We start from the raw sequence: 22,913 nt of genomic DNA on the forward strand, positions 1-22,913 counted from the left end.
CCGTTTTCAATTGCGCGGCGCATTCCTCAGCCGCTTGCTGCGAAATGCCCGCGACAAGCGGCAACCACCCGCTCCACCACGCCGCCCCATTCACCGCGCGCCTGCTGACGGAACAGCCGCGTGCCCGGATACCAGGGCGTGCTGTCGGCGCCCAGCCCCCAGCGCCACTCCCCCTCCAGGCGCAGCATCAGGAAGGCCGGCCGGCCGAGCGCTCCCGCCAGGTGGGCGACGGCGGTGTCGACGCTGATCACCAGGTCCAGGCTGTCCATCAGCGCTGCGGTATCGGCCCAGTCCGCCAGCGCCACATCGTGCAGACGCTCGCCAAGCGCTTCACGCGCGGCTACGTCCCCTGCCGGGACCTGCGGCTGCAGGCTGATGAAGTCAACTTCCAGATCGAACAGCGGCGCCAGCTGCGCCAATGCGATATCGCGCGAGTAGTGGATGGTGGCGTACTGGCGCCCCGCCCAGGCGATGCCGATGCGCGGACGGCGCGGCGTGGAGGGGCTCAACGCGCCTGCCTGCTCGCGCCAGCCGTTGGCGCGCTGCGCGTCGACCCGCAGATAGCGCGGCATCGGTCCCTGGGCCGGATCGGGGAGATCCAGCAGCAGCGGCAGGCTCAGCAAGGAAGCGCGAACATCATGCGCGGGCGGCGCCTTGTCGTTGACCACGAACGCGCAATCGGGGAAGGACGGCGCCAGCAGCGGCAGCAGGCCCGGCGGCACGCACACGGTCGTTTGCCCCGCCAGCCTTGATGCCGGTCCGATGTAACGCGCGAACTGCAGGGCGTCGCCCAGCCCCTGCTCGGCCCACAACAGCAGGTGCCTGCCACGGATGTCTTCACCGGGCCGCCATGCGGGACGGTCGCTGCGGATCGCCCGCGCCGCCAGTTCGGCGATGTCGTTGCGCGCCTCGTGTTCGCGCCAGCCTTCGACATGGTCGCCGCGCATGAGCAGCATATGGGCGCGCCCGACGCGCGCCTGCGCGAAGCCGGGATGCAGCGCCAGTGACTCGTCGTAGCCCGCCAGTGCCTCATCGGTGCGGCCCATCTGGCGCAGGATGTCGGCGCGATTGAACAGCGCCAGCGCGCGCTGGTCTGCACCCGCAGGCGGCAACTCCCGATAGCCCGCCAGCGCCTCCTCGTGGCGGTTCAGGCGCAGCAGGATGTCGGCGCGCAATGCGAGCGCCGGGAAATTATCCGGCGCCGCCGCCAGCGCCTGTTCGGCATGCAGCAGCGCCTGCGGCAGCTCGCCCGTCTTGAACAGGGCTGCGGCCAGCGTGAATCGGATTCCCGAGGGATCGTCGCCGCCATCGGCCAACGCGGCCTGGCATTGCGCCACCAGGGCTTCCAGCGCCAGCCGGCGCGCCGCGCGCGCATCGTCGAAATCGGGCGCGATGTCCAGGCAAGCCTCATAGGCGGCGACGGCGGCCGCGTGCTCGCCCTGCTCGTCCAGCAGGCCGGCGCGTTGCATGTGAATGGGGATGAAGCCGGGATCGAGCGCCAGCGCCTGGTCGAGTGCGTCGAGCGCCTGCGGGAGCTGCCCGGCGCCGCGCAGCGCGATCGCCTCGCACATCAGGCCCATGAGGCGGGCCAGCGTGGCCGGGTCGTGGGTAGTCATGGCCGGCAGCTTATCATGGCCGCCGGCCCGCAAAGGAGAGGATCAGGCGGTGGTGTCGACCAGGTTGCCGGTGGTCTTGCCGTTGGCCAGCTTGCTCTGCAGCGACTGCAGGAAGCTCGACAGCGAAGTGCTGTCGGAAGACACGCCCAGCGAACTGAGCAGGCTGCCGAAGGCGCTTTGCAACGACGACAGCGCACCGCTGGAGGTGCCCGACGCGTCGCTGCTGCCCGACAGATCCGAGATCAGGCTCTTGAGGTCGGCCTCGAGCCCGCCTCCCGGTGGCGGCGGGCGGCCGGCCGGAGAATAGGAGGACGCTGTTTCGGTCGAAGATGTCGATGACGTCGAAGATGTCGACGCGGTGCCGTCGGTCTCGCCGGCGGCGCTCGCATCGCTGTCGCTGGTCGAAGAAGATGCTGACGGCGGCGGCCCCGGCGGCTGGTTGCCCTGGGCATGCAACGCCGCCATCAGCTGTTGCAGGAAGGAGTCCAGCTTGGAGTCCACGTTGCTGGTGGAAACCGAGCTGGTGGACGTCAGCGAGACGGCGCTGGTGGCGCTGGTGGCGCTGGTCGCGGTGGTGTCGCCGTCAAGCTCGATCCCCAGCGACTCCAGCGCGCTCTTGAGCGCGCCCAGCAAACCGCCGCCGCCCCTCGGGCCGCCCGAAGGCGGCGGTGGCGGCGCGTCCAGGCGGGTGCTGGCGCTGGTGGAGATGCTGCTGACGCCGGACAGGCCGGACAGATCTGCAATCGAATAATTGCTGGACGATACGCTGCTGATGGCCATGGCGGACTCCTTTTTGTTCTGCGCGTTGCGGGCGCGACGTGTGCTTTCCCCTTCGCTTTCAGTATCGGATATCGCAGCATGTTAAGTTCATGCCGATTGCGTAAAGCCGGGTAAAGTTTTGTTAGGAGCCGGACCGGCGCGCTGCTCCAAGTATCGATGCGCACGCCGTACCGTTAAGATTCTCACAACATTGCACCGGAAAATTGCGAGCGGGCAATCCGCAAAAAACACGATCGGGAAGAACTTGAAATGTTCGCGCCGTCGTGGGTAAATGAATGTAAAGATGCAATTGTAAAGACGGTCTGAAACACCTCTGCAAAACCTTTTACGGCATATTAGCGACTGCCGACGCCCTGCGGCATTAATGCAAGGCAACTCAAGAATGGAATGCAGCAATGTCTAAAGTGCTTTTGATCGACGACGATGTCGAGCTCGTCGATATGCTCAAGGAATATCTGGAGCAGGAGAAATTCGAAGTCAACGTCGCCTACGACGGCGAAGCGGGCGCAGCCGAAGCGCTGACCGGCCAATACGCCATCGCCGTGCTGGACGTGATGATGCCGCGCCTGAACGGCGTCGACACCCTGCGCCGCATCCGCGCCAAGAGCAGCATGCCGGTGGTGATGCTGACGGCCAAGGGCGACGACACCGACCGCATCATCGGCCTCGAACTGGGCGCCGACGACTACGTCCCCAAGCCCTGCACCCCGCGCGAGATCGCCGCCCGCATCCGCGCCATCCTGCGCCGCGCCTCGGCCGAAAGCAACGAGCAGTCGCCCTATTCCCCGCTGGCCGTCGGCGCCCTGTCGATGTGGCCGGAACAGCGCCGCGCCACCTGGTCCGGCCGCCCGCTGGAGCTGACCAGCAGCGAATTCAACCTGCTGGAAGTGCTGGCCCGCAACGCCGGCAAGCCGGTCAGCAAGCAGCATCTTTCCGAGCAGGGCCTGGGCCGTCCGCTGGCCCGATTCGACCGCAACATCGACGTCCACCTCTCCAGCATCCGCCAGAAGATCGCCGCCCTGGGCAGCGACAAGAGCTGCATCCAGACCGTCTACCGACTCGGCTACCAGTTCATCAAGGAATAAAGTGGGCCGGTTATTCTGGAAGTTCTTCTTCTTCATCGCCATCGCCCAGATCACCGCCACCTTCGGCGTGGGCGTGCTGTTCTGGGTGGAGAATCTTGAGCGCAACAACCGCAATTCGGAAATCGACCTCAGCCCGCCGGCCTCCTTCATGATCCGCTCCGCGGCCGCCACCTTGCAGTTCGGCGGTGCGGAAGCGCTGCGCAGCCTGATCAACGAGGGCCGCCAGCATCGCCTGCAGCTGTACGCGGTGGATGAAGACAACAAGGACCTGATGGGCCGCGAAGTCTCGCCCAAGCTGGTGGAAGAGGCGCGCGCGCTGCTCAGGACCGAGCGCGAACGCGACCGGCGCGTGGTCGAGCTGGTGCGGGCCGCCAACGGCCACAGCTACCTGATGTTCATTCCGGCCCCGTCCGACGAATTCGCTCCCGGGCCCGGCCCGGGCCCCGGCCGCGAGCCGCGCCACATGCGCGACCGCGGGCCGCAGCCGCTGTTCTTCCCGAGCATGCCGATCGCCGTGGCGCTGGTGGCCAGCCTGGTGTTCGCGCTGCTGCTGGCCTGGTATTTCTCCTATCCGATCCGCCATCTCAAGAACGCCTTCAACCAGGCCGCCTCCGGCAACCTGGACCTGGAACTGGAGCCGGTGATGAGTTCGCGCAGCGACGAGCTGGCCGACCTCGGGCGCGACTTCGACGTGATGACGGCCAAGCTGCGCACGCTGATGGAAAGCCAGCGCCGCCTGCTGCACGACGTCTCGCACGAGCTGCGCTCGCCGATCGCACGCCTGCAGATGGCGATTGGCCTGGCGCGCGTGCAGGACAAGGACAAGCTGGACCTGACGCTGGAACGCATCGAGCGCGAGAGCGTGCGCATGGACAAGCTGGTGGGCGAGCTGCTGACATTGTCGCGGCTGGAAGCCAACGTGCCAGGCTCGATGGAAGAACCGATCGCGATCCAGCCCATGCTGGCCGACATGATCAACGACGCCAGCTTCGAGGCGGGCGCCAACGGCAAGCACATCGAAGGGCACATCGACTGCCGGGTGCAGATCAAGGGCAATCCCGAACTGCTCTACCGCGCCATCGAGAACGTGCTGCGCAACGCCATCAAGCACACCGCCGCTGACACCACGGTGGAACTCCATACCCAGCTGGACGAGATCAACAAGCTGCTGCACCTGTCCATCCTGGATCGCGGACCGGGCGTGCCTGAAGATGAGCTCAACAGCATTTTCGAACTGTTCTTCCGCAGCAGCCGCACCAAGAGCAACAGCTCCGGCCACGGCCTGGGCCTGTCCATCGCGCGCCGCATCATCGACGCCCACAGCGGCTTCATCCGCGCCGCCAACCGCCGCGACGGCGGGCTGCGCGTGGACATCACCCTGCCCTTCATGGCCGACGAGCCGGTCAAGGGACAGACGCTGGAATCCTGATTGCAGCAAACCGCCTGAGCCCCAGGCAAAACGGCCCGCCCTGCGTGAAGCAAGGCGGGCCGTTTTCTTTTGGCGCGATCGAGGCGCTCGCTTCGGGCGCTTATCTGCCGGTTTGCGGATCGGCCCGGTTGATGATCGCCGACATCAGGCCGCGCTGCACCGTGGTCTGGAAGGACTGCAGTTCGCTCAGCGCCTTCTCCGGCGGATACGGGATCGGCAAACGGTTGAACAGCACCGCCCACGACCAGCCGTCCTCGCGCGCCTGCAGATAGCCGTAGGTGCCGGTGGTGAGCGCGCCGCTGTGCGAGATGATGTTCACGCCGTCCATCTTGGTCACCACCCAGCCCAGGCCGTTGTTGTTGTCGGGCATGGCGCCGTTGCGCTGCTTCATCAGCGCAACCGTCTCAGGCTTGAGCAGGGCCGCTCCCTTGGCCGTGCCCTGGGCGGCATCGACGAAGCGCACCAGGTCGGCCGCCGTGGCGGCCCAGCCGCCATGCGCGTCCATCGTCTGCAGGTGGAAGCCGAAGTACGATTCCGCGCCGGTGGCGCCGCTGCCGTCCTGGTCGGGCACCGGCGGCCAGCGCGGATCGTCGTAGTAGACGGTCTCGTTGGCCACGCGCTGCACGCGCTTGTCGGCGGCGATCACGGCGCTGCTCACGCCGGCGGGCTTGAACACCAGCTCCTGCACCGCCTGCTCATAGGGCTTGCCGCTCTTGTATTCGATGATGCGACCGAGGATGTTGTAACCGAAGTTGCTGTAGTGGACTTCCACACCCGGCGGCACGTCCAGCGAGCGTTGCTTCAGCATGAAGGCGATCACGTCGCGCGCCGACGCAGGCGCCTTGACGTTCATGGTGCGCGCGATGTCGATGAGGTCGTATTGCGGATCGTAGTCGGTGGCGCCCCAGCCGGAGGTATGCTGCAACAGGTCGCGCAGCGTCACCTTGAGCACGCGCGGATCGCGCGGATTGGCGAATTCGGGATAGGCCGAATCCGGCAGCAGGCCGTCCGGCCCGAATACCTTCCGGTCCAGCGCCTGCGGCAGCTCGTTCTCGAACAGCTTGAGTACCGCCACCGCCGTCACCGGCTTGGAGATGCTGGCGATGCGAAACACCGTCTGCGGCGTGGCCGGCGTATTGGTCTCCATCACGGCCATGCCGTAGCCGCGCTGGTAGACCAACTCGCCCTTGTAGGCGATGGCGATGCTGGCGCCGGGAATCGGGTACTTGCCCAGCAACTGCTCCATCTGCGCATCCACCCGTCCGGCCAGCTCCTGATCCTGCGCCTGGGCATGTGCCGACGAGGCGGCGCCGGCGATGAATGCGATGGACAACGCCGCCGGCAGCAGCCGGCGGATGTGGCTGAAAATCATGCGTGTTCCTCTTCCGAATTCCTGTTGATCCCGGCGGCGCCTGCGCCGCCTTATTTCTGCTGCGTCTTGACCACCTGCATGGCCGCGGCGATCAATCCGCTCATGTCCGACAGGTTGGCCGGCACGATGATGGAGTTGTTGGTCTTGGCGAGTTGGCCGAAGGCGCTCACGTACTGCTCGGCGACCTTCAGGTTCACCGCGTCGGAACCGCCCGGCTCCTGGATCGCGGCCGCCGTCTTGCGGATCGCCTCGGCGCTGGCTTCGGCAATCGCGAGGATCGCCGCGGCCTGGCCCTGGGCGCGGTTGATGGAGGCCTGCTTCTCGCCTTCGGACTTGGCGATGGCGGCCTCGCGTTCGCCGGTGGCGATGTTGATCTGCTCCTGCTTGCGGCCTTCGGAGGCGGCGATCAGCGCGCGCTTCTCGCGTTCGGCGGTGATCTGCGCCTGCATCGCGTGCAGGATTTCCTTGGGCGGCGTCAGGTCCTTGATCTCGTAGCGCAGCACCTTCACGCCCCAGTTCTCGGCCGATTCGTCGATGGCGCTGACGATGGCGGTGTTGATGTGGTCGCGCTCCTCAAAGGTCTTGTCCAGTTCCATCTTGCCGATCACCGAGCGCAGCGTGGTCTGGGCCAGCTGGGTGATCGCCGCGATGTAGTTCGACGAGCCGTAGGAAGCGCGCATCGGATCGGTGATCTGGAAGTACAGGATGCCGTCCACCTGCAGCTGGGTATTGTCCTTGGTGATGCAGACCTGCGGCGGCACGTCCAGCGGGATCTCCTTCAGGATGTGCTTGTAGGCCACGCGGTCGATGAAAGGCACCACCACGTTCAGGCCCGGCCCCAGCGTGGCGTGGTATTTGCCGAGGCGCTCGACGACCCAGGCATGCTGTTGCGGGACCACCTTGACCGTCTGCACGACGAACACGATGGCGATGAAGAAAATGACCAGGGTGACGCTTCCCAGCATGAGGCTCTCCTTAGGTGTGATGCAGGATCTGCGGTATCAGCGCGGCGCGACGATGAGCCGGCTGCCGCGTATCTCGCGGATGACGTAGGCGCCGGGCAAGGCGTGGTGGCCGGCCTGCAGCTCCACGTCCCACAAGGCGCCGCGATAAGGCACGCGGGCGATGTGCTGGCTGCCGTGCTCCTGCCAGGCCGCCACTTCCACGGTCTGGCCGATGTCGAGGATGACGTTGGGATCCTTGTTGGCGTCCGTGCCGCGCAGGCGGCCGAAGCGGCTGCGGCGCAGCGCCAGCACGGCGGCCACGCCGACCACGGCCGCCGCCAGCAGCTGCCATTCAGCCTGCGCGCCGGCGAGCGCGGCAACGCCGCCGGCAGCCACGCCCAGCGCGATCATCAGCAGGTAGAAGGTTCCGGTGAACAGTTCGGCTGCGATCAGCACGCCGGCCAGCACGAACCAGATGGCCCAATCCGTCATGTGCGATTCCTTTGAAAAACACCGGTTTTCCCTCCGGCAAGGGCGGCATTAGTCTACCCCACAATCATGCGCCCAAAAACAAAGGCGCGGACATTTCTGCCCGCGCCTTCATGCTTGTCGTATCCGCCGCCGTCTTCACGGCGACGGACAAGCCGTTACTTCTTCTTTGCCAGGTGCTGCCAGGTGTCGATCACGGTATCCGGATTGAGGGAGATCGATTCGATACCCTGCGCCATCAGCCACTCGGCGAAGTCCGGGTGGTCGGAAGGACCCTGACCGCAAATGCCGACGTACTTGCCCTTGGCCAGGCAGGTCGAAATGACCTTGCTCAGCAGGGCCTGCAGCGCCGGATCGCGCTCGTCGAAGTCGGCCGCCAGCAGTTCCATGCCGGAGTCGCGGTCCAGGCCCAGGGTCAGCTGGGTCAGGTCGTTGGAACCGATCGAGAAGCCGTCGAAGTGCTCCAGGAACTGCTCGGCCAGGATGGCGTTGGACGGCACTTCGCACATCATGATGACGCGCAGGCCATTCTCGCCGCGCTTCAGGCCGTACTTGCCCAGGAGACCGATGACCTTCTCGGCCTGGCCCAGGGTACGCACGAACGGCACCATCACCTCGACGTTGGTCAGGCCCATGTCTTCGCGCACGCGCTTCATGGCCTGGCATTCCATCTGGAAGGCTTCGGCGAAATCGTCCGCCAGGTAGCGGGCGGCGCCGCGGAAGCCCAGCATCGGGTTTTCTTCGTCCGGCTCGTAGCGCGAACCGCCGATCAGCTTCTTGTACTCGTTGGACTTGAAGTCCGACAGGCGCACGATCACCGGCTTGGGCCAGAAGGCCGCGGCGATGGTGGCGATGCCTTCGGCCAGCTTGTCGACGTAGAAGGCCTTGGGCGAAGCGTGGCCGCGAGCCACCGACTCCACGGCCTTCTTCAGGTCGTTGTCGATGTTCGGGTATTCCAGGATCGCCTTCGGGTGCACGCCGATGTTGTTGTTGATGATGAACTCCAGGCGCGCCAGGCCCACGCCGCCGTTGGGGATCGACTGGAAGTCGAAGGCCAGCTGCGGGTTGCCCACGTTCATCATGACCTTCAGCGGGATTTCCGGCAGTTCGCCGCGCGCCACTTCGGTCACTTCGGTTTCCAGCAGGCCGTCGTAGATCTTGCCTTCGTCGCCTTCGGCGCAGGACACGGTCACCAGGGTGCCGTCCTTCAGCACGTCGGTGGCGTCGCCGCAGCCCACGACCGCCGGCACACCCAGCTCACGGGCGATGATCGCCGCGTGGCAGGTACGGCCGCCGCGGTTGGTGACGATCGCCGAAGCGCGCTTCATCACCGGCTCCCAGTTGGGGTCGGTCATGTCGGCCACCAGCACGTCGCCGGGCTGCACGCGTTCCATCTCGGCAGGGTCGTTGATCACGCGCACCGGACCGGCGCCGATCTTCTGGCCGATCGCGCGGCCGGTGGCCAGCACGGTGCCCGAGCTCTTGAGCTTGAAGCGTTGCTGGGCGTCGGTCGCCTTCTGTTGCGACTTCACGGTTTCCGGACGCGCCTGCAGGATGTACAGCTTGCCGTCGCGGCCGTCCTTGCCCCACTCGATGTCCATCGGACGCTGGTAGTGCTTTTCGATGATGGTGGCGTACTTGGCCAGCTCGACCACTTCGGCGTCGGTCAGCGAGTAGCGGTTGCGCAGTTCGACCGGCACGTCGACGGTCTTGACCGAACGACCGGCCTTGGCTTCGCCGGTGAACTCCATCTTGATCAGCTTGGAGCCCAGGTTGCGGCGGATCACCGGCTGCTTGCCCAGTTCCAGCATCGGCTTGTGGACGTAGTATTCGTCCGGGTTCACGGCGCCCTGCACCACGGTTTCGCCCAGGCCGTAGCTGGAGGTGATGAAGACCACATCCTTGAAGCCGGACTCGGTGTCGATGGTAAACATCACGCCGGCCGCGCCCAAGTCAGAGCGGACCATGCGCTGCACGCCCGCCGACAGCGCGACTTCAGCGTGGGTGAAGCCCTTGTGCACGCGGTACGAGATCGCGCGGTCGTTGTACAGCGAGGCGAACACGTGCTTCATCGCTTCGAGCACGTTGTCGATGCCGACCACGTTCAGGAAGGTCTCCTGCTGACCGGCGAAGGATGCGTCCGGAAGGTCTTCCGCGGTGGCGGAGGAACGCACGGCGAACGACATCTCGCTGGTCGAATCGGCGACCAGCTTGTCGTAGAAGGAACGGATTTCCTGATCCAGACGCGGCTGGAACGGGGTGTCGACGATCCATTGACGGATCTCCGCGCCGGCGGCTGCCAGCGAGCGCACGTCGTCGATATCCAGGCCTTCAAGGCGCGCGGCAATGCGTGCAGCCAAGGTCTGGCCACCGTCGGCGCTGTGTTCAAGGAAATCGCGGAAGGCTTGCGCAGTTGTGGCGAAACCGCCCGGCACGCGTACACCTGCCCCGGCCAGCTGGGAGATCATTTCACCCAGCGATGCGTTTTTGCCACCGACGGACTCGACGTCCGTCATGCGAAGAGTTTCAAAGGAGGCTACGTATACTGCCCCCTGGGTGTTTACTGCGTTGGACATGACAACCCCTAGCTTGATGATAAGAAATCTTCGCGGGTGCGGCATGCGTCTGTTGATTTTTGTTATTCTGCGACGGTTGCGGCAGCAATGGCGGCATCGGAGACGAGCCCAGAGACATCACGAAACGCGCGCACGCACCGAGGACGTTTGCCAATGCAAACATCGTAAGATACTCGGTCAGACTGCGGGGGCGATTGATGGTCATCAGGATGAGCTTCTCGATCTGTTGCTAGGCATTGTAACCCGCGAAATCATTTTTGTTCATCGCAGCACTTTTTTTTTAATATTTATTTCCGACAACACTATGCTCGACCCCATGCCCCTCCCGCGCACCGCGCCGGTCATCGCCGCCAACCGCACGGTGTTCTTCGTCTCCGACGGTACCGGCATCACCGCCGAGACGCTCGGGCATTCCGTGCTGAGCCAGTTCGAGCTGCGTTTCAAGCAGTTGCGCCTGCCCTTCATCGACACGCTGGACAAGGCGCATGACGCCACCCGCAAGATCAACGAGGCCTATCAGGTCGACGGCAAGCTGCCCATCGTGTTCTCCACGCTGGTGAAGTCGGAGCTGTCGTCGGTGATCCGCCAGGCCAAGGCCATGCACATGGACCTGTTCCAGACCTTCGTCGAGCCGCTGGAGCAGGAGCTGGAGATGAAGTCCACCCACACCATCGGCCGCAGCCACAACACCGCGGACTCCGAGGAATACAAGAACCGCATCGAGGCCATCAACTTCTCGCTGGCGCATGACGACGGCCAGTCCAACAAGAACCTGTCGGAAGCCGATGTGATCCTGGTGGGCGTGTCGCGCTCGGGCAAGACCCCGACCAGCCTCTACCTGGCCATGCAGTTCGGCATCAAGGCGGCCAACTATCCGCTCATCCCGGAAGACTTCGAACGCGACAAGCTGCCCAGCGGCCTGCTGCCGCACAAGAAGAAGATCTTCGGCCTGACCATCGCCGCCGAACGCCTGGCCGAGGTGCGCAACGAACGCCGCCCCGGCAGCAAATATGCCGCGCTGGAAAATTGCCGCTACGAAATCAACGAGGCCGAGAAGATGATGCGTCGCGAAGGCATCCGCTGGATGTCGTCGACCGCCAAATCCATCGAGGAGATCGCGGCCACCATCCTGCAGGAAATCAAGCCGGAGACCCGCTGAGCGGCGGCGATCGTCCATGCAAAAGAGCCGGCATGCGCCGGCTCTTTTTTTTGCATTGATGTCGTCGCTTCTTCAGGGCTGGAGCCGCTCGTACACGGTCAGCACCCGCGTTCTTTTCTTGGGACCGCTGATGAAGGTTTCCATCGTGAAGCCGTTCTCGCCGTCCAGCGTGTAGGCCGCGTTGTAACAGTCCGGCCCGCAGAGATGGTCGGCCGCCGGCGCCAGCAGGTCGCCCTTGAGTTCGTAGCGCTGGTAGGACTGGCCGCCGCGCTCGCCGTCGGCGAACAGCACTTCCACATCGGCATCGCCGAAGCGGTAATCGAAGACGCGGGTAAAGGGAATCGGCCGGGCGCCGGCGGACACCGGCAGCATGCGCAGGGTGCCGCGCTCGCGGTAGATCAGTTGCCGCGGCAGTTCGCCCGCGACGAATTCGCAGTCGCCGCCGGCCTGCGCCTGCGGCTCTTCGCGCCCCTCCCAGATCGTGCGCGCAAAACGCCAGGGCCCGCGCAGGAAATCCGCGAGGGCGGGAATATCTGCTGGAGGGAACACCACGCCGCCTCCGCGCTTCAACGGCCGGCGGTGCGCTGGCGGACCTGCTCGAAGAAGCATACCGCCGCCGCCGCCGCCACGTTGAGCGACTCCATCTCGCCCAGGTGCGGAATCACGACCTCATGCGAGGCCGCTTCCTGCAGGTGCGGCGACACGCCCTGCCCCTCGTGCCCGAACAGCCAGGCGACGGCGCCGGACAGGTCGCAGTCGTAGATGGTCTGCGCCGCGTGCGAACTGGTGGCCAGCACCGGAATGCGGCTGTCGGCGCACAGCGGCTCCAGTTCGGCGTTCTCGAAGATGTCCAGCACGAAATGCGCGCCCATGCCGGCGCGCAGCACCTTGGGCGACCACGCGGCGGCCGTGCCCGCCGAACAGAACACCTGGCCGATGCCGGCGGCGGCGGCGCTGCGCAGCACCGAGCCCAGGTTGCCCGGATCCTGCAGGCCGTCCAGCAACACGGCCGACTCGGCCAGCGCCTGCGGCGCCTTGGGGTTGGGCGTGCTCACCACCAGCAGCAGGCCCACGCCGTTCTCGACCTGGCTGACCGCGTTGTAGAGGTTGTCCGGCAACCCCAGGCACAGCACGCGGCTGCGCTCGCATTGTTCGAGGATGGGCGCAACCTCGGGATGATGCAGCGCGCTCTCGGCCACGATGCACATCTGCGGCGCGCCGCGATGCTGCAGCCACGCCTGCGCCAGGTGCACGCCGTCCAGCAGCGTGAGGCCGGCGCGGCGGCGCGCCTGGCTGCTGCCGGCGAGCTGCTTCAGGTCCTTGAATTGCGGATTGTCCTTGGAGCTGATGATCTTCATGCGCGGCGCCCCGGCTTGGGTTCGACGGGAAGCAGTGCCTTGACCGGCGCATATGAACGCCGGTGCACCGGCGACACGCCGTGCAGGCTCAGCATCTCCAGGTGCAATGCGGTGGGATAGCCCTTGTGCCTGTCGAATCCGTAGTGCGGATAGGTGTCGTGCAGCACCATCAGCGCGGCGTCGCGCGCGGTCTTGGCCAGGATGGACGCGGCCGAGATGGCCGGCACCTTGTCGTCGCCCTTGACGATGGCTTCGGAGCGGATGCTCATCACCGGGCAACGGTTGCCGTCGATCAGCGCCAGCGTCGGCTGCGTGGCCAGGCCTTCCACCGCGCGGCGCATGGCCAGCATGCTGGCGTGCAGGATGTTGAGCTCGTCGATCTCCTGTTCGCTGCAGGAGGCGATGGACCAGGCCAGGGCATTGGCCTTGATCTCCAGCGCCAGGCTGTCGCGCGCCGCCTCGGAGAGCTTCTTGGAGTCGCGCAGGCCGTTCACCGGGCGCGAAGGGTCGAGGATCACCGCGGCGGCGAACACCGGGCCGGCCAGCGGGCCGCGGCCGGCCTCGTCCACGCCGCAGATGATCTCGCCGGCGTAGTCGAACAGGGACAAAGTCTGGGGCGCCGCCTTGGGCATGTCGGTTTCCTTCTCGTATCTCTTGAATCTTCTTGCGGCCACGCGGGCGCGCAGCTTACTTGCGGCGGGCGCCCAGCACTTCGCACACGGCGTTGGCGCTTTCGCGGCTGGTGTCGCGCAGCAGCGCATGATGCATGTCGGTGAAGCGGCGCACCAGACGCTGCTGGTGCGCATGGTCTTCCAGCTGGTGCCACATGGCGTTGGCCAGCGCCTGCGGCGTGGCGTCGTGCTGCAGCAGCTCGGGCACCAGGAACTCGCGCGCCAGGATATTGGGCAAGCCTATCCACGGCTGGTAGCCCATGTGACGCATGATCTGGTACGAGGCCCACACCACCTTGTAGGAGATCACCATCGGTTTCTTGTACAGCGCCACCTCCAGCGAGGCGGTGCCGGACGCCACCAGGACCGCATCGGCCGCTTCCATCGCGCAATGCGACTGGCCGCTGATGAGCTTCAGTTCCAGGTCCTCATATCCGCCCTGCCTGATCTGCTCCTGGAAGAAGGCCATCTGCCGCTCCCCGGCCATCGGCGCAACGAACTGCAGCTGCGGATCGCGCTTGCGCAGCAGGCGGGCCGCGGCGAGGAAGCCTTCGCCGTTGTGCTTGAGCTCGCCCATGCGGCTGCCCGGCAGGATGGCCACCACGCGCCTGTCGGCGGCCAGTCCCAGGCGCGCCCTTGCCGCGGGCAGATCCGGCTGCATCGGGATCACTTCGGCCAGCGGGTGGCCCACATAGGTCACCGGAATGCCGGCATTGCGGTAGATATTTTCTTCGAACGGGAAGATCACCAGCATGTGCGACACCGCGCGCGCGATCTTCTTGATGCGCCAGCCGCGCCAGGCCCAGATCTGCGGCCCGATGAAATGCATGGTCGGGATGCCGGCCTTGCGCAGTTGTTCTTCCAGCCCGAGATTGAAGCCGGGATAGTCGACGCCGACGAACACGTCCGGCCTATCCGCCAGCAACCTGTCGCGCAACTCGTTCTGGATGCCCTTGATCTCGCGGTAGCGCGGGATCACTTCGAACAGCCCGCGCACCGTCAGCTTGTCCATGGCCCAGTCGCTGGTGAAGCCTTGCGCCATCATGTGCTCGCCGCCGATGCCGTGCAAGCGCACCTCCGGCAGGCGTTCGCGGATGCCGGCCAGCAAGCGGCTGCCGAGCAGGTCGCCCGAGTTTTCGCCGGCGACCAGCGCGATCGATTGCCTGCGAGCAAGGTCAGCGGATGATGCCACGGGCCGAGGCTTCGATGAATTCGCGCAGCAGGCGGATGTATTCGGCGGAATGGGCCGACTTGGCTTCCATCTGCGCCAGCTCCTGCTTGGCCTCTTCCAGCGGCAGGTTGGAGCGATAGATCACCTTGTAGGCGCGCTTGATCTCCATGATCTGCTCGCTGGTGAAGCCACGGCGCTTCAGGCCTTCGCTGTTGATGCCGGCCGGCACCGCGCGATTGCCGGCGGCGGTCACGAACGGTGGCACATCCTGGCTGACGGCGGCCGTGAACGCGGTCATCGCGTGCGCGCCGATGTGGCAGAACTGGTGCACGGTGGTGAAGCCGCCCAGGAAGACGTGATCGCCCAGGTGCACGTGGCCGGCCAGCGTGGCGTTGTTGGCCAGGATGATGTTGTTGCCCAGCTGGCAGTCGTGCGCCAGGTGGACGTAGGCCATGATCCAGTTGTCGTTGCCGATGCGGGTGGCGCCGGCATCCTGCACCGTGCCGCGGTTGAAGGTGACGAATTCGCGGATGGTATTGCGGTCGCCGATTTCCACGGTGGTCGGCTCGCCGGCGTACTTCTTGTCCTGCGGAGCGGCGCCGATGGAGGCGAACTGGAAAATCTCGTTGTCGCGGCCGATGGTGGTGTGGCCTTCGACGACCACATGCGGGCCGATGCGGGTGCCCGCGCCGATGCGCACATGCTCGCCGATGACGGCGTAGGCGCCGACTTCGACGCTGGCGTCCAGTTCGGCTCCGGGCGCGATGACGGCGGTTGGATGAATCTTCGACATAGCGTGTTCTGACTCGATAAGCGCATCCCGAATCCGGGAAACGCGGCAACATTCAATGAATCAGGCCCGGCGCCGATCGCTTGTCGATCGCCGGCCGGGCCTGCATGCTCTGCCTTGCGGCGTTCCGGCTCAGGCGTTCTGGCTGGAGTCGGCCACGCTGCGCATGGTGCACATCAGGTCGGCTTCGACCGCGACCTGGCCATCCACGGACGCCACGGCGGTGTATTTCCAGATGCCGCGCGCGGCGCGGGTGATCTTGACGTCCATCTTCAGCTGGTCGCCGGGGCCGACCGGACGCTTGAAGCGCGCGTTGTCGATGCCCACGAAATAGACCACGGTGTTCTCGTCGGGCTTGCGGCCTTCGGTCAGGAAGGACAGCAGCGCGGCGGTCTGCGCCAGCGCCTCGATCATCAGCACGCCGGGCATGACCGGCACGTGCGGGAAGTGGCCGTTGAAGAACTCTTCGTTGACGGTCACGTTCTTGATGGCGGTGATCGTCTTGTCTTCCAGGCTCCAGTCCAGTACACGGTCCACCAGCAGCAGCGGATAGCGGTGCGGCAGGTACTGTTTGATTTGGTTGATGTCGAGGCTATTCATTCTCTTCTTGATTCGGGTTAAGCGTTTTCAGCGTTTTTTCCAACGCCCGGATTTTCTCACGCATCGAGCCCAGATTGCGCACCAATGCGGCGGATTTTTCCCAATCGCGATGCTCCGTGATCGGATAGAAGCCGGTGTACTGGCCGGGTTCCAGGATCGAGCGCAGCGCCAGCGTGCCGGCCGAGACGTGCACCCGGTCGACGATGGTGATGTGCCCGTGGATCATGGCGGCGCCGCCGATCGAGCAATATTTACCAATCGTCGCGCTGCCGGCGATGCCGGCGCAGGCCGCAATCGCGGTGTGCGCGCCGATGTGGCAGTTGTGGGCGATCTGGATCTGGTTGTCGAGCTTGACGCCCTCCTCGATCACCGTATCGGCCAGCGCGCCGCGATCGATCGTGGTGTTGGCGCCGACTTCGACGTCGTCGCCGATCATCACGCGGCCGACCTGCGGGATCTTGATCCACTGCCCGGCTTCATTGGCGAAACCGAAGCCGTCGGCGCCGATCACCGCCCCGGAATGGACGATGCCCCGGGCGCCGATCTGGCAGCCGTGGTGCAGCGTGGCGCGGGCATGGAAATGGGTGTCGTCGCCGACGCGCGCATTGCGGCCGACGAAACTACCGGCGTCGATGCGCACGCGCTCGCCGATGACGGCGCCCGCCTCGATCACGACATGCGGGCCGATCACCGCGCTGGCGGCCACTGTCGCGCCCGGCTCGACCACCGCGCTGGCATGGATGCCGGGCGGAACCGCCACCTCTGCCTGCGCCTGGAACAGCTGGGCCGCACGCGCGAAGTAGGCGTAGGGATTCTTTGTGACGATGCGCGCGCCGCCGTAGACCTGCACCTGGGCGTCGTCCGCCTCGGACAGGATCAGCGCGGCAGCCTGCGTCTGGTCTGCCTGGGCGCGGAACTTGGGATTGGAAAGGAAGGTGATATGCGCCGAACCCGCGGCGTCCAGCGGCGCGATGCCCTGGACTTCCAGATTCGCATCGCCCTTCAGCTGCCCGCCCAAGCGTTCGACCAATTGTGCCAGCCTGATGCTCATCTTGGCCTTCCGATTGATATGCGTTGCTTCAAATGCCAAATCGCCGCCGCGTCGCGTCACATCACGCGAAACGGCGGCCCTTCAAGCGGCATGCGGGCGCGGAGGCGTTTCCGCCCCGGCGCCCGCATCGTCGCACGGCGATTACTTCGCCAGTTCTTTCAGCACCTTGTCGGTGATGTCGATACGCTTGCTGGCGTAGACCGCTTCCTGGAAGACGATATCGTACTTTTCGGCTTCGGCGATCTGGCGGATGACCTTGTTGGTGCGCTCCAGAACCACGGCCAGTTCTTCATTGCGGCGCTGGTTCAGGTCTTCGCGGAACTCGCGCTGCTTGCGCTGGAATTCCTTGTCCAGGTCGGACAGGTCACGCTGACGCTTGGCGCGGTCGGAGTCGGACAGCACGGCGCCGTCCTTGTCCAGCTTTTCCGACTGGGTCTTCAGACGCGCGGCCATGTCTTGCAGTTCGCGGTCGCGCTTGGCGAATTCCGCTTCCAGCTTGGATTGGGCGGCCTTGGCCGGCACGGCTTCACGGAAGATGCGCTCGGTGCTGACGAAGGCGATCTTCGAGCTCTCCTGTGCGTGGACGGCCGAGGCACTCATCAGGCAGGCGGCCATCACGACGGTCTGCAGGGACAGGAATGATTTGGTAATGAACTTCAAGGTTGCTCTCCGTATTACAAAATTCGATAACGACCGCTTTAGAAGCCGGTACCCAGTTGGAACTGGAAGGTTTGAGACTTGTCGCCGTCCTTCAGGTTCAACGGCTTGCCGTAGCTCAGCTTCAACGGACCGATCGGCGACACCCAGCTGATACCGACACCGGCCGAATAACGCAGGTCGTTGAACTTGATGTTCTGGCCATCGGCGAAGACGTTGCCGCCGTCAAAGAAGGTGAACCAGCGCAGCGTACGATCCTGGCCCGAGCCCGGGAACGGGAATTGTAACTCCGCATTGGCGTAGAAACGAGAGGCGCCGCCCATGGAGTCGCCGTACTGGTCCTTCAGGCTGCCCAGCGACGAAGCCTCGTAGCCGCGCACGGTGCCGATGCCGCCGGCGTAGTAGTTCTTGAACACCGGGTACGGCTTGCCGCCGAAGCCGCGGCCGTAGTCCAGTTCGCCGTTCAGCGCCAGCGTCACCGCCTTGCTGAAGAAGGGCTGGAAGTACTGGTGCTGGTAGCTGGCGCGATAGTACTTCAGCGTGCCCAGCGACGACACTTCGAGGTTGGCGCGCATGAACTGGCCGGTGGTCGGCACCAGGGCGCTGTCGCGGCCGTCGCGCTGCCACGCCACGGTCAGCGGGATGCTGGTGGTGCGGGCGCTGCCGATGCCGCAATTGTTGGTGGTCGAGGTCACATCGCAACCTGCCGCGCCGGCGCCGCCGAAGTCGCGCACGTACTGGCGATACAGCGACGGGCTGGTGTTGTCGGTGCTGACGTCGGTGTTTTCGATGCCCACGCCGAAGAACACGCGGTCCAGTTCCGAGAACGGCACGCCGAACTTGACGCTGCCGCCCAGGGTCTTGACGCGGTAATCACCGGTTGCGTACACCGACGGGCGGATGGTACGCAGGTAGATTTCGTAGGTGCGGCTGATGCCGTCGTCGGTGAAGTACGGGTTGGTGGTCGACACCGAGATCGTGCGGTAGCGCGAGCTGGTGTTGATGTCGATGCCCACGGTGTTGCCGCTGCCGAACGCGTTTTCCTGCGAGATCGAGCCGGTCAGGCTGAGCTTGTCGGATTGCGAGAAACCCGCGCCGATCATGATGTTGCCGGTCGGCTTTTCCTCGACCTTCATGTTGACGTCGACCTGGTCGTTGGCGCCAGCCACTTCCGGCGTCTCGATGTTGACTTCCTTGAAGTAGCCCAGGCGGTCCACGCGGTCGCGCGAGAGCTTGATCTTCTCGCCGTCGTACCAGGAGTCCTCGAACTGGCGGAATTCGCGGCGGATCACTTCGTCGCGGGTCTTGGTGTTGCCAGCGATGTTGATGTGACGCACGTACACGCGCTTGCCCGGGTCGATCATGACCGTGAAGGCGACTTCCTTCTTCTCGCGGTCGACGTTCGGGTTGGCGTTGACGTTGGCGAAGGCATAGCCGAAGTTGCCCAGGCGCTCACCGATCTTCTTGGTGCTGTCGGTCAGCTTGGAGCCGGAGTACACGTCGCCCTTCTTCAGCTGCATCAGCTTGGCCAGCTCGGGCTCCATGCCGAACATCTCGCCTTCCAGCTTGATGTCGGAGACGGTGTACTTCTCGCCTTCCTTGATGTTGACAGTGATGTAGATGTCTTTCTTGTCCGGGGTGATCGACACCTGGGTGGACTCGACCTGCATCTCCAGGTAACCGCGGTCCAGGTAGTAGGAGCGCAGGGTTTCGATATCGCCCTGCAGCTTTTCCTTGGAGTACTGGTCGGCCTTGGTGTACCAGGTGAACCAGCCCGGGGTGGTCAGCTTGATCTGGTCGCGCAGCGTGCTGTCGGAGAAGACCTTGTTGCCGACGAAGTTGATCTGCTTGATGCGCGAGACTTCGCCTTCGTCGACGGTGAAGGTGATGGCCACGCGGTTGCGTTCGACCGGGGTCACCGTGGTCGACACCTTGGCGCCGTACAGGCCGCGCGACAGGTATTGACGCTTCAGTTCCTGCTCGGCGCGATCGACCTGCGAGCGGTCGAAGATGCGGGACTCGGCGACGCCGATTTCCTTCAGGGCCTTGGTCAGCTGTTCCTTGTCGAATTCCTTGATGCCGGAAAAGTCGACGCTGGCGATCGCCGGGCGCTCGACCACCTGCACCACCAGCACGTCGCCTTCGGCTTCGATGCGCACGTCGCGGAAGAAACCGGTGGCGTACAGCGCCTTGATGGCGGCGGTGCCCTTTTCATCGTTGAAGGTATCGCCCACGCGCACCGGCAGGTAGCTGAAGACGGTGCCGGCTTCGGTACGCTGGATGCCTTCGACGCGGATGTCCTTGACCACGAACGGCGTGACCGCCATGGCTTGGCTGGAACACAGGGCGAAAGCGGCTGCGGCGATCAGGCGACGGGAGAGTGTCGGGATGGGATATTGCGCAGGGTGTAATTTCATCTATCGTTCATCAACAGTGTGTTCGCCGCGGCACTGCCTGACAAGATGCTGGTAAGCAATTGAAAACGGACGCGCTGTCCATTGCCAATTGCTTAACAACTGCCATCGGGGTTGGCCGGCAAATGTAAAAAATCCGGTCATTTCGCCCGCACCGCTTTTTCGGCGGTCCGGGCATCAGGCCGGATCTATCCTTGGAACATCAAACGCACGATGTCGTTGAAAGCAGCCACGAGCATCAATGCCATCAGTATCCCCAGGCCGGCGCGCTGCGCGATTTCCCCAAACCGCTCGGAAACGGGCCGCCCTGTCAAAATCTCCAGCGCATAATACAGCAAATGACCGCCATCTAAAACCGGGATTGGCAAGAGATTCATCACTCCCAGGCTGATACTGATGAAAGCCAGGAAGCTGAGATAGCTGACCAGGCCCACGCGTGCGGTCTGGCCGGCGTAATCGGCGATGGTGATGGGGCCGGTGATGTTCTTCAGGGAGACCTGGCCGACGATCATCTTGCCGATCATCTTGATGGTCATCACGCTGGTGTCCCAGGTCCGCCGCGCGCCCTTGGACACCGCTTCCAGCGGGCCGTCGCTGATGGTCGCCATCTCCGGCGCCAGCGGCACTTCGACCTTGATGCGGCCGATGCGCTTGCCGGAAGCACCGTCCTCGACGCTGTCCGGCACCACCGCGACGTCAAACGTCGCCTGGCCGCGCAAGCCGTGCAGCTGCAGGGTCTTGCCGGCGGATTCGCGCACCTTCTCGACGAACGCCAGGCCGTCGCGCACCGCCACGCCGTCGATGGCGACGATCCGGTCGCCGGTCTGCAGGCCGGCCGCCTTGGCCGGGCCATCCATGATCTTGCCCAGGACCGCGGGCGGGCGCGCCAGGCCCAGGCCCAGCTTGGCCAGGAAATCGCCTTCCAGCTCGTTGCTGGAAACGCCGTCCAGGCGCAGCGTGACCGTATTGAGCAGCTTGCCCGCCCCGTTCGGGTTGGGTCGCTCGACGTCGATGCGGGCATCAGCCTTGGCCAGCACCGACTGCATGAGTTTCCAGCGCACTTCCGACCACACCTGCACCGCTTCGCCATTGATGGCGGTGATGCGGTCGCCGGCGCGCAGGCCGGCCTGGTAGGCGGCGCTCTGCTGCTCGGCGCCGCGCAAGGCCGGCACCGGCTCGGGCACGCCATGCATGTAAAGTCCTGCAAACAGCAGGATCGCCAGCAGGAAATTGGCGATCGGGCCGGCGGCCACGATGGCGATGCGGCGCCAGACCGACTGCCGGGTGAACTCCCGCTTCAGGTCTTCCGGGGCGATGTCCTGCAAATCCTGCTCGCGCGCATCCAGCATCTTGACGTAGCCGCCCAGCGGCAGGATCGACAAGGCCCACTCGGTCTGGTCGCGGCCGAAGCGGCGCGACCAGATCACGCGTCCCATCCCTACCGAGAAGCGCAGCACCTTCACGCCGCACCAGCGCGCCACGAGATAGTGCCCCAGCTCGTGCACCACCACCAGGGTGCCGAGGGCGACGAAGAAGGCGATCAGGGTATGCAGCAGCGTCATTGTGAAATCAGGGCCTCGGCATGGGCGCGCGCCTGCGCATCCTGCTCCAGCAAGGCGCCGATATCGGCCGCTTGCCGGTTGGGAATCGCGGACATGACGCGTTGTATCAATTGATCGATCATCCTGAAACCAATGCGGCGATCAAGGAAGGCTTGCACGGCAACCTCGTTGGCGGCGTTCAGGATCGCGGCCAGCGTGCCGCCGGCGCGCAAGGCATCATACGCCAGTTTCAGGCAGGGAAAACGACCGAAATCGGGTTGACTGAACGACAACTGCGCGATCTGCGCCAGGTCCAGCGGCGCCACGCCGGAAGCGATGCGCTCCGGATAGGCCAGCGCATTGGCGATCGGGGTGCGCATGTCGGGATTGCCCAGCTGCGCCAGCACCGAGCCGTCGGCATAGGACACCATGGAGTGGATCACGCTCTGCGGATGGATCACCACCTCGATCTTGTCGGCCGGCGCGCCAAACAGCCAGTGCGCCTCGATCACCTCCAGCCCCTTGTTCATCATGGTGGCCGAGTCGACCGAAATCTTGCGCCCCATCACCCATTTGGGGTGGGCCACCGCCTCCTCCACCGTGACCTCATTGAGCGTGGCGACGTCGCGCGTGAGGAACGGGCCGCCGGAGGCGGTCAGCAGGATCTTTTCGACGCCGTGCGCCGGCATGGAACGGGTATAACCCGGCGGCAGGCACTGGAAAATCGCGTTGTGCTCGCTGTCGATGGGCAGCAGGCCGGCGCCGTTGGCGGCCACCGCGTCCATCAGCAACTGGCCGGAAATGACCAGCGCCTCCTTGTTGGCCAGCAGGATCTTCTTGCCGGCGCGGGCAGCGGCCAAGGTCGACGCCAGGCCGGCTGCGCCGACGATGGCGGCCATGACCATGTCGCAGCCGTCGGCGGAGGCGATATCGCACAGCGCCTCTGGTCCGCAGGCGACCTGCGTGGGCAAGCCCTTGCCGCGCAGCAGCGACTCAAGCTCCGCGGCTGCGGCGGCCGAGCCGACCACCGCCACCTCGGGACGAAAGCGCTCGCACTGCTGCGCCAGTTCGGCCACGCGGGAATGGGCGCTCAGGGCATGGACGCGATATCGGTCGGGATGACGGGCGACCACGTCCAGCGTGGAAACGCCGATGGAACCGGTGGAGCCGAGAATGCTGATGGACTGCATGGAATTTCCGGAGGAAGCCG

The 22,913-nt window shown here is 65.1% G+C and carries 20 protein-coding genes; 3 read left to right on the forward strand and 17 right to left on the reverse strand.

The window, feature by feature from the left end; translation table 11 throughout:
- Positions 1–26 precede the first annotated feature (26 nt).
- Both CEJ42_RS01535 and CEJ42_RS01540 read right to left on the reverse strand, forming a co-directional pair.
- Positions 27–1,616: a tetratricopeptide repeat protein gene (locus CEJ42_RS01535; protein ID WP_088750198.1), complete on the reverse strand. Its 1,590-nt coding sequence runs from the start codon at positions 1,614–1,616 to the stop codon at positions 27–29.
- Positions 1,617–1,658: 42 nt separating this feature from the next.
- On the reverse strand, positions 1,659–2,396 hold the full coding sequence (locus tag CEJ42_RS01540; RefSeq protein ID WP_088749845.1) for a hypothetical protein: 738 nt from the start codon (positions 2,394–2,396) through the stop codon (positions 1,659–1,661).
- A gap of 395 nt (positions 2,397–2,791) precedes the next feature.
- Here CEJ42_RS01540 and CEJ42_RS01545 point away from each other — a divergent pair, with 395 nt between their 5' ends.
- Both CEJ42_RS01545 and CEJ42_RS01550 read left to right on the forward strand, forming a co-directional pair.
- Positions 2,792–3,481 carry a response regulator transcription factor gene (locus tag CEJ42_RS01545; protein WP_079215109.1) on the forward strand — a complete coding sequence of 230 codons (690 nt, stop codon included), beginning with the start codon at positions 2,792–2,794 and terminating at the stop codon, positions 3,479–3,481.
- Between the two features lies 1 nt (position 3,482).
- The gene (locus tag CEJ42_RS01550) at positions 3,483–4,910 is read left to right on the forward strand and encodes an ATP-binding protein (protein WP_079215110.1); all 1,428 of its coding nucleotides are present in this window, start codon (positions 3,483–3,485) and stop codon (positions 4,908–4,910) included.
- A 100-nt stretch (positions 4,911–5,010) separates the two neighbouring features.
- Here CEJ42_RS01550 and CEJ42_RS01555 read toward each other — a convergent pair whose 3' ends face one another.
- From CEJ42_RS01555 to ppsA, 4 genes are all read right to left on the reverse strand, one after another.
- Entirely contained in the window at positions 5,011–6,282 is a 1,272-nt protein-coding gene (locus tag CEJ42_RS01555; protein WP_088749846.1) for a serine hydrolase domain-containing protein, read from the reverse strand.
- Positions 6,283–6,332: 50 nt separating this feature from the next.
- Positions 6,333–7,247, reverse strand: coding sequence for an SPFH domain-containing protein (locus CEJ42_RS01560; protein ID WP_079215112.1), 915 nt, complete (start codon positions 7,245–7,247; stop codon positions 6,333–6,335).
- Positions 7,248–7,283: 36 nt separating this feature from the next.
- Complete coding sequence (locus CEJ42_RS01565) at positions 7,284–7,718, reverse strand: NfeD family protein (protein WP_079215113.1); 435 nt, start codon at positions 7,716–7,718, stop codon at positions 7,284–7,286.
- Between the two features lie 155 nt (positions 7,719–7,873).
- Positions 7,874–10,231, reverse strand: coding sequence for a phosphoenolpyruvate synthase (gene ppsA, locus CEJ42_RS01570; RefSeq protein ID WP_243397755.1), 2,358 nt, complete (start codon positions 10,229–10,231; stop codon positions 7,874–7,876).
- Positions 10,232–10,595: 364 nt separating this feature from the next.
- On the opposite strand from ppsA, the gene ppsR reads away from it, so the two are divergent.
- Positions 10,596–11,450, forward strand: a complete 855-nt coding sequence (ppsR, locus tag CEJ42_RS01580) for a posphoenolpyruvate synthetase regulatory kinase/phosphorylase PpsR (protein ID WP_088749848.1) — start codon at positions 10,596–10,598, stop codon at positions 11,448–11,450.
- Between the two features lie 72 nt (positions 11,451–11,522).
- On the opposite strand, the gene CEJ42_RS01585 is transcribed toward ppsR, so the two are convergent.
- The 11 genes from CEJ42_RS01585 to ispC form a co-directional block, all read right to left on the reverse strand.
- The gene (locus CEJ42_RS01585) at positions 11,523–12,002 is read right to left on the reverse strand and encodes a DUF6314 family protein (RefSeq protein WP_088750199.1); all 480 of its coding nucleotides are present in this window, start codon (positions 12,000–12,002) and stop codon (positions 11,523–11,525) included.
- A gap of 14 nt (positions 12,003–12,016) precedes the next feature.
- On the reverse strand, positions 12,017–12,808 hold the full coding sequence (locus tag CEJ42_RS01590; RefSeq protein ID WP_088749849.1) for a TrmH family RNA methyltransferase: 792 nt from the start codon (positions 12,806–12,808) through the stop codon (positions 12,017–12,019).
- Positions 12,805–13,440 (reverse strand): ribonuclease HII, encoded by a 636-nt coding sequence (gene rnhB / locus CEJ42_RS01595; RefSeq protein ID WP_129587659.1) that lies wholly within the window; start codon positions 13,438–13,440, stop codon positions 12,805–12,807. Before rnhB ends, CEJ42_RS01590 begins: the two co-directional genes overlap by 4 nt.
- A 55-nt stretch (positions 13,441–13,495) precedes the next feature.
- Positions 13,496–14,671, reverse strand: coding sequence for a lipid-A-disaccharide synthase (lpxB, locus tag CEJ42_RS01600; protein WP_088749851.1), 1,176 nt, complete (start codon positions 14,669–14,671; stop codon positions 13,496–13,498).
- Complete coding sequence (gene lpxA, locus CEJ42_RS01605; protein WP_079215119.1) at positions 14,655–15,443, reverse strand: acyl-ACP--UDP-N-acetylglucosamine O-acyltransferase; 789 nt, start codon at positions 15,441–15,443, stop codon at positions 14,655–14,657. Before lpxA ends, lpxB begins: the two co-directional genes overlap by 17 nt.
- A gap of 129 nt (positions 15,444–15,572) precedes the next feature.
- Positions 15,573–16,040: a 3-hydroxyacyl-ACP dehydratase FabZ gene (gene fabZ / locus CEJ42_RS01610; RefSeq protein ID WP_079215120.1), complete on the reverse strand. Its 468-nt coding sequence runs from the start codon at positions 16,038–16,040 to the stop codon at positions 15,573–15,575.
- A complete protein-coding gene (gene lpxD, locus CEJ42_RS01615; RefSeq protein ID WP_088749852.1) occupies positions 16,033–17,091 on the reverse strand; it encodes a UDP-3-O-(3-hydroxymyristoyl)glucosamine N-acyltransferase in 1,059 nt (352 codons plus the stop codon). Before lpxD ends, fabZ begins: the two co-directional genes overlap by 8 nt.
- 141 nt (positions 17,092–17,232) lie before the next feature.
- Positions 17,233–17,751, reverse strand: a complete 519-nt coding sequence (locus tag CEJ42_RS01620) for an OmpH/Skp family outer membrane protein (protein ID WP_079215122.1) — start codon at positions 17,749–17,751, stop codon at positions 17,233–17,235.
- A 38-nt stretch (positions 17,752–17,789) separates the two neighbouring features.
- Positions 17,790–20,165, reverse strand: coding sequence for an outer membrane protein assembly factor BamA (gene bamA / locus CEJ42_RS01625; protein ID WP_088749853.1), 2,376 nt, complete (start codon positions 20,163–20,165; stop codon positions 17,790–17,792).
- A 185-nt stretch (positions 20,166–20,350) separates the two neighbouring features.
- Positions 20,351–21,724, reverse strand: coding sequence for an RIP metalloprotease RseP (gene rseP, locus CEJ42_RS01630; protein ID WP_079215124.1), 1,374 nt, complete (start codon positions 21,722–21,724; stop codon positions 20,351–20,353).
- A complete protein-coding gene (gene ispC, locus CEJ42_RS01635) occupies positions 21,721–22,893 on the reverse strand; it encodes a 1-deoxy-D-xylulose-5-phosphate reductoisomerase (RefSeq protein WP_088749854.1) in 1,173 nt (390 codons plus the stop codon). The genes rseP and ispC overlap by 4 nt, the downstream gene beginning before the upstream one ends.
- Positions 22,894–22,913: the final 20 nt, after the last annotated feature.

The sequence above is a fragment of the Herbaspirillum robiniae genome, assembly GCF_002213415.1.
In the GTDB taxonomy this organism is placed as follows: Bacteria; Pseudomonadota; Gammaproteobacteria; order Burkholderiales; family Burkholderiaceae_D; genus Herbaspirillum; species Herbaspirillum robiniae.